Here is a 5708-nt window from a genome sequence, read left to right on the forward strand (position 1 = left end):
CTGGGCTCCCTGGGGGGAGCCCGGCCCGGCGGATGTGTACCGCACGTCGTTACTTCTTGGCGGCGGCCTTCTTGGCGGTCGTCTTGCGCGCCGTCGTCTTCTTGGCGGGCGCCTTCGTCGCCGTGGCCTTCTTGGCCGCCGGCGCGGTCTTCTTCGCCGCGGCCTTGGTGACCTTCTTGGCGGCGGCCGTGGTGGCCTTCTTGGCCGGGGTCGCCTTCTTCGCGGCGGCCGTGGTGGTGGCCTTCTTCGCCGGCGTCGCCTTCTTCGCGGCGGCCGTCGTGACCTTCTTCGCCGGCGTCGCCTTCTTCGCGGCGGCCGTCGTGACCTTCTTCGCCGGGGTCGCCTTCTTCGCGGCGGCCCTCTTGGCGGTGGTGGCCTTCTTCGCGGCGGCCTTCTTCACCGTCGCGGAGGCGCCACCGGTGAGGCTGCCCTTGGGCGCCTTCTTGACGGAGACCTCGCCTCCCTTGGGGAGCTTCTTCGAGCCGCTGACCAGGTCCTTGAAGCCCTGACCTGCACGGAAGCGCGGGACCGAGGTCTTCTTGACCCGCACGCGCTCACCCGTCTGGGGGTTGCGGGCGTAGCGGGCCGGACGGTCGACCTTCTCGAACGAGCCGAAGCCCGTGACCGAGACCCGGTCGCCACCGACCACGGCACGCACGATGGCGTCGAGCACGTGGTCGACGGCTTCGGCGGCCTGCTGGCGACCGCCCATCTTGTCGGCAATCGCTTCTACGAGCTGCGCCTTGTTCACGTCTTCCCCTTCGGAGACATTGCCAGAACGAAAGTGTTCAAGCTTTTTCGCACGTTAGGCATGTATATACCGCAAATCAAACACGAAACGGGCTAATCACCCTAGTGCCGCAACGCAGAAGAGCCGCTGCGGAGTTCCTGGTGTCAGTCGTCCTCTGGGAATCGGCCCTCGTCGAGGTCCTTCATCAACCGGTCCAGACGCGCTGCCGCGTCCTTGAGATCGTGCTTCGCCGCTGCCGTCACGACCAGCAGCTTCCGGGACAGCGCCATCCTTACGCCCTCCGGGACTTGCAGTGAGCGCACCCTTGTGTGCGCTTCCTTCAATCGGGCGGCGACTGCCTCGTAGAGCTCGAGTTGGCTGTCGCGTTCCATGCACCGATTGTGCCATCTAGGGCGAGTTGTCGCCCGACAGGGTCCCAACAAGCGACTGCGCCCCCCACCGTGAGGTGGGGGGCGCAGTCTTGGAAAAGCGCTGCTCAGACCGTAATTGTACGGGGCTTGAAGGCCGGCCTCGCCGCCTCGTAGGCGGCGATGTCGGCTTCGTTCTGAAGGGTGAGGCTGATGTCGTCGAGGCCGTTCAGCAGACGCCAGCGGGCGTTCTCGTCGAGCTCGAAGTCGGCGTCGATCCCGGCGGCCAGGACCTTGCGGCGCTCCAGGTCGACGGTGATCTCGGCGGTCGGGTCGGCCTCGGTCAGCTCCCAGAGCGCGTCCACCGTCTCCTGCGGCAGGACGACGGTCAGCAGGCCGTTCTTCAGCGAGTTGCCGCGGAAGATGTCGGCGAAGCGGGCGGAGATGACCGCCTGGAAGCCGTAGTTCTGGAGCGCCCAGACGGCGTGCTCACGGGAGGAGCCGGTGCCGAAGTCGGGGCCGGCGACCAGGACCGAGGCGCCCTGCCGCTCGGGGCGGTTGAGGACGAACTCGGAGTCCTTGCGCCAGGCCTCGAAGAGGCCGTCCTCGAAGCCGTCGCGGGTGACCTTCTTCAGCCAGTGCGCCGGGATGATCTGGTCGGTGTCGACGTTGCTGCGGCGCAGCGGGACGGCCCGGCCGGTGTGCGTGGTGAAAGCTTCCATGGTTCCTCAGACCCCCGCGGTGGTGGCGACGTCGGACAGATCGGCCGGGGAGGCCAGGTGGCCCAGGACGGCGGTGGCGGCGGCGACCTGGGGCGAGACCAGGTGGGTGCGGCCGCCCTTGCCCTGCCGGCCCTCGAAGTTGCGGTTGGAGGTGGACGCGGAGCGCTCACCGGGGGCCAGTTGGTCGGGGTTCATGCCCAGGCACATCGAGCAGCCCGCGTGCCGCCATTCGGCGCCGGCCTCCTTGAAGACCTTGTCCAGGCCCTCCTCCACGGCCTGCAGGGCGACCCGGACCGAGCCGGGGACGACCAGCATGCGGACGCCGTCGGCGACCCGGCGGCCCTCCAGCAGGGAGGCCGCGTTGCGCAGGTCCTCGATGCGGCCGTTGGTGCAGGAGCCTACGAAGACGGTGTCGACCTTGATGTCGCGCAGCGGCTGTCCGGCGGTCAACCCCATGTACTCCAGGGCCTTTTCGGCGGCCAGGCGCTCCGAAGCGTCTTCGTACGAAGCCGGGTCGGGGACGTTCGCCGAAAGCGGCGCGCCCTGGCCGGGGTTGGTGCCCCAGGTGACGAACGGCGCCAGCGAGGCGGCGTCGATGACGACCTCGGCGTCGAAGACCGCGTCCTCGTCGGACTTCAGGGTCTTCCAGTACGCGACGGCGGCGTCCCAGTCCTCGCCCTCGGGGGCGTGGGCACGACCCTCCAGGTAGGCGAAGGTGGTCTCGTCGGGGGCGATCATGCCCGCACGGGCGCCGGCCTCGATCGACATGTTGCAGATGGTCATCCGGGCCTCCATCGAGAGCTTCTCGATGGCGGAGCCGCGGTACTCCAGGATGTAGCCCTGGCCGCCGCCGGTGCCGATCTTGGCGATGATCGCCAGGATCAGGTCCTTGGCGGTGACGTCCTCGGGCAGTTCGCCGTCGATCGTGATGGCCATGGTCTTCGGGCGGGCCAGCGGCAGCGTCTGGGTGGCGAGCACGTGTTCGACCTGGCTGGTGCCGATGCCGAACGCCAGCGCGCCGAAGGCGCCGTGCGTGGAGGTGTGGGAGTCACCGCAGACGACGGTGGTGCCGGGCTGGGTCAGACCCAGCTGGGGGCCCACGACGTGGACGACGCCCTGCTCGACGTCGCCCAGCGGGTGCAGCCGGACGCCGAACTCGGCACAGTTCTTCCGGAGGGTCTCCAGCTGTGCGCGGGAGACCGGGTCGGCGATCGGCTTGTCGATGTCGAGGGTCGGGGTGTTGTGGTCCTCGGTGGCGATGGTGAGGTCGAGGCGCCGCACCTGCCGGCCGTTCTGGCGCAGGCCGTCGAAGGCCTGGGGGCTGGTCACCTCGTGCAGCAGGTGCAGATCGATGAAGAGGAGGTCGGGCTCGCCCTCGGCGCGCCGGACGACATGGTCGTCCCAGACCTTCTCCGCGAGTGTCCTACCCATCGCTTTCCCTCCGGCCGACGTCTACGCCGGCACAACTAGAGACCCGTTTCGCGGGCCGTTGTGCGGCCGCCTCACCAGAGTGCCAAGGTCCTCGGAAAATTGAACTTGCGTTTCACAGAGTGAGACGCGAATATCGTTGCATGGACAACTCTAGCGGCGTAGGCGTTCTCGACAAGGCAGCCCTTGTCCTGAGCGCCCTGGAGTCCGGTCCGGCCACCCTCGCAGGACTGGTCGCGGCGACGGGACTCGCACGACCCACGGCACACCGACTGGCCGTGGCATTGGAGCACCACCGGATGGTGGCGCGTGACATGCAGGGCCGGTTCATCCTCGGACCGCGCCTGTCGGAGCTCGCGGCCGCGGCCGGCGAGGACCGCCTGCTCGCGACCGCCGGCCCCGTGCTGACGCATCTGCGCGACGTCACGGGCGAGAGCGCCCAGCTCTACCGCCGGCAGGGCGACATGCGCATCTGCGTGGCGGCGGCCGAGCGCCTCTCCGGCCTGCGGGACACCGTGCCGGTCGGCTCGACGCTGACCATGAAGGCCGGCTCCTCGGCGCAGATCCTGATGGCCTGGGAGGAGCCCGAGCGGCTGCACCGCGGCCTCCAGGGCGCCCGCTTCACGGCGACGGCCCTGTCGGGCGTACGGCGTCGCGGCTGGGCCCAGTCGATCGGTGAGCGGGAGCCGGGCGTCGCGTCCGTCTCCGCGCCCGTCCGGGGGCCGTCCAACCGCGTGGTGGCCGCCGTGTCGGTCTCGGGTCCGATCGAGCGCCTGACGCGCCACCCGGGCCGCATGCACGCCCAGGCGGTCATCGACGCGGCAGCCCGCCTCTCCGAGGCGCTCCGCCGCAACGGCTGACCTCCTCCGTCCCTCTGTTCGCCCCCGGCCCACCGCTTCAACGCCGCAGCGGTGGGCCGGAGTTGTGTCCGCGCACGGTACGGAGTCCGCGTCCGGCGGCGAACAGCGAAGAAGCCCTCCCCCGAAGGGAAGGGCTTCTTCGTTTTGTACCCCCGACCGGATTCGAACCGGCGCTACCGCCTTGAGAGGGCGGCGTGCTAGGCCGCTACACAACGGGGGCCTTGCGGATCAGATCCGCGGTTGCAGATGAGCTCTGCGAGCTGGCCTACCTGGACTCGAACCAAGACTAACGGAACCAGAAACCGTCGTGCTGCCAATTACACCATAGGCCATGGTGATTGCACCGTACCCCCGACCGGATTCGAACCGGCGCTACCGCCTTGAGAGGGCGGCGTGCTAGGCCGCTACACAACGGGGGCCCTAGCGATCCCACCCGACATGAGCCGGGTGATGTCACCGCGGACTCACCGGGAGCTACCCAAGTGATCCGCAGGATGGATCTGTACCCCCGACCGGATTCGAACCGGCGCTACCGCCTTGAGAGGGCGGCGTGCTAGGCCGCTACACAACGGGGGCTTTGTGGATGCCATCCACAGGTTGCAGATAAAGCTCTGCGAGCTGGCCTACCTGGACTCGAACCAAGACTAACGGAACCAGAAACCGTCGTGCTGCCAATTACACCATAGGCCACCGGGACAACGTCCCCCACCAGGGAGGATCTTGCTCGGCTTGCGCTTTCCGGGTTCTTGCCTTTCGGCTTGTTCCCCTCGGCGCAGAAAGAACATTACCCGAAGGTGGACGGTGCTCCAAAACGGGTATGCCCGCGGAGCAGGGCGGGGAGCTGGCGGAGGTCCGTGATCCGTCGCAGCTCGGGTCGGCCGCCGGTGTCCGCGCGGTCCAGCCAGATGCCGAGGAGCCCCGCCTCCGCCGCGCCCCGCGCGTCGGTGTCGGGCTGGTCGCCGACGTACGCGATCTCCTCCGGGGGCAGGCCGAGGGCGGTGCAGGCGGCGTGGAAGGCCTCCGGGGCCGGCTTGGCGAAGCCGAGCTCGGCGGCGCACAGGACGGCCTCGAACCGGTCGCGCACGCCCAGCGCCCGGAGCTTGGGCTCCTGGGCGTGGATGCTGGAGTTCGACAGCACGGCGTGACGGTAGTCACCCGCGAGCAGGTCGAGGACGGGCAGCGCGTCGGGGAAGAGCTCCCAGGCTGCCTCGTAGTGGGCGACGTACCGGTCGAACCAGTCGTCGGCGCCGGCGGCCGAGAGCCCGGGCGCGCCGAGGAAGTCGCGGACCCTGGCCCGCCGCTGGTCCTGGAAGTCGCCGCCCTCGATCTCGAAGCGGCGCCAGTGCAGGAGCGTGAGCTCCTTCCAGCGGTCCAGGGCCTGGTCCACGGAGTCGTATCCGTCGAGGAGTCCCTCGGCCGTCAGGTGGCCGCGCATCCCGGCGCGGTCGGCGCTCTCGTAGTCGAAGATCGTGTCGTCCACGTCCCAGAGGACCGCTCGGATGGCCATGGCACGACCGTACCGCCGCTCCCCCGGCCCGCGGGGGCCTTTTCCCCGGGCCCCGGAACGCCCGTGGGGGCGGCGACCGGGGGTACCGGTCGC

At 69.4% G+C, this 5708-nt stretch carries 6 protein-coding genes and 5 tRNA genes; 1 reads left to right on the forward strand and 10 read right to left on the reverse strand.

Translation table 11 applies throughout. The annotated features are described in order from the left end of the window. Window positions 1-49: 49 nt before the first annotated feature. The 4 genes from ACFCY7_RS39480 to leuC form a co-directional block, all read right to left on the reverse strand. The gene (locus ACFCY7_RS39480) at window positions 50-751 is read right to left on the reverse strand and encodes an HU family DNA-binding protein (protein ID WP_376490913.1); all 702 of its coding nucleotides are present in this window, start codon (window positions 749-751) and stop codon (window positions 50-52) included. Between the two features lie 143 nt (window positions 752-894). After that, the gene (locus ACFCY7_RS39485; RefSeq protein ID WP_030206244.1) at window positions 895-1122 is read right to left on the reverse strand and encodes a hypothetical protein; all 228 of its coding nucleotides are present in this window, start codon (window positions 1120-1122) and stop codon (window positions 895-897) included. A gap of 104 nt (window positions 1123-1226) precedes the next feature. Next, window positions 1227-1820: a 3-isopropylmalate dehydratase small subunit gene (gene leuD / locus ACFCY7_RS39490; RefSeq protein ID WP_376490914.1), complete on the reverse strand. Its 594-nt coding sequence runs from the start codon at window positions 1818-1820 to the stop codon at window positions 1227-1229. Window positions 1821-1826: 6 nt separating this feature from the next. Then, the gene (leuC, locus tag ACFCY7_RS39495) at window positions 1827-3251 is read right to left on the reverse strand and encodes a 3-isopropylmalate dehydratase large subunit (protein ID WP_376490915.1); all 1425 of its coding nucleotides are present in this window, start codon (window positions 3249-3251) and stop codon (window positions 1827-1829) included. Between the two features lie 140 nt (window positions 3252-3391). Here leuC and ndgR point away from each other — a divergent pair, with 140 nt between their 5' ends. Then, entirely contained in the window at window positions 3392-4108 is a 717-nt protein-coding gene (ndgR, locus tag ACFCY7_RS39500) for an IclR family transcriptional regulator NdgR (protein ID WP_017235973.1), read from the forward strand. A gap of 147 nt (window positions 4109-4255) precedes the next feature. Here the strand turns inward: ndgR and ACFCY7_RS39505 are convergent. The 6 genes from ACFCY7_RS39505 to ACFCY7_RS39530 all read right to left on the reverse strand — a co-directional run bounded on the left by ACFCY7_RS39505 (window position 4256) and on the right by ACFCY7_RS39530 (window position 5615). Beyond that, window positions 4256-4328 (reverse strand) — tRNA-Glu (locus tag ACFCY7_RS39505). Between the two features lie 40 nt (window positions 4329-4368). Continuing rightward, window positions 4369-4440 (reverse strand) — tRNA-Gln (locus ACFCY7_RS39510). 14 nt (window positions 4441-4454) lie between these two features. Continuing rightward, window positions 4455-4527: transfer RNA gene (locus tag ACFCY7_RS39515), tRNA-Glu, on the reverse strand. 84 nt (window positions 4528-4611) lie between these two features. Beyond that, window positions 4612-4684, reverse strand: a tRNA-Glu gene (locus tag ACFCY7_RS39520). Window positions 4685-4726: 42 nt separating this feature from the next. Further along, window positions 4727-4798: transfer RNA gene (locus ACFCY7_RS39525), tRNA-Gln, on the reverse strand. Window positions 4799-4892: 94 nt separating this feature from the next. Further along, entirely contained in the window at window positions 4893-5615 is a 723-nt protein-coding gene (locus tag ACFCY7_RS39530) for an HAD family hydrolase (protein WP_376490916.1), read from the reverse strand. Window positions 5616-5708 lie beyond the last annotated feature (93 nt).

The sequence above is a fragment of the Streptomyces sp. NPDC056361 genome (assembly GCF_042262805.1).
GTDB lineage: Bacteria > Actinomycetota > Actinomycetes > Streptomycetales > Streptomycetaceae > Streptomyces.

Coding starts and splice junctions, on each gene's coding strand:
- ACFCY7_RS39485 (WP_030206244.1), bottom strand. CDS start 1,122: ATGGAACGCGACAGCCAACTCGAGCTCTACGAGGCAGTCGCCGCCCGA.
- leuD (WP_376490914.1), bottom strand. CDS start 1,820: ATGGAAGCTTTCACCACGCACACCGGCCGGGCCGTCCCGCTGCGCCGC.
- leuC (WP_376490915.1), bottom strand. CDS start 3,251: ATGGGTAGGACACTCGCGGAGAAGGTCTGGGACGACCATGTCGTCCGG.
- ndgR (WP_017235973.1), top strand. CDS start 3,392: ATGGACAACTCTAGCGGCGTAGGCGTTCTCGACAAGGCAGCCCTTGTC.
- ACFCY7_RS39530 (WP_376490916.1), bottom strand. CDS start 5,615: ATGGCCATCCGAGCGGTCCTCTGGGACGTGGACGACACGATCTTCGAC.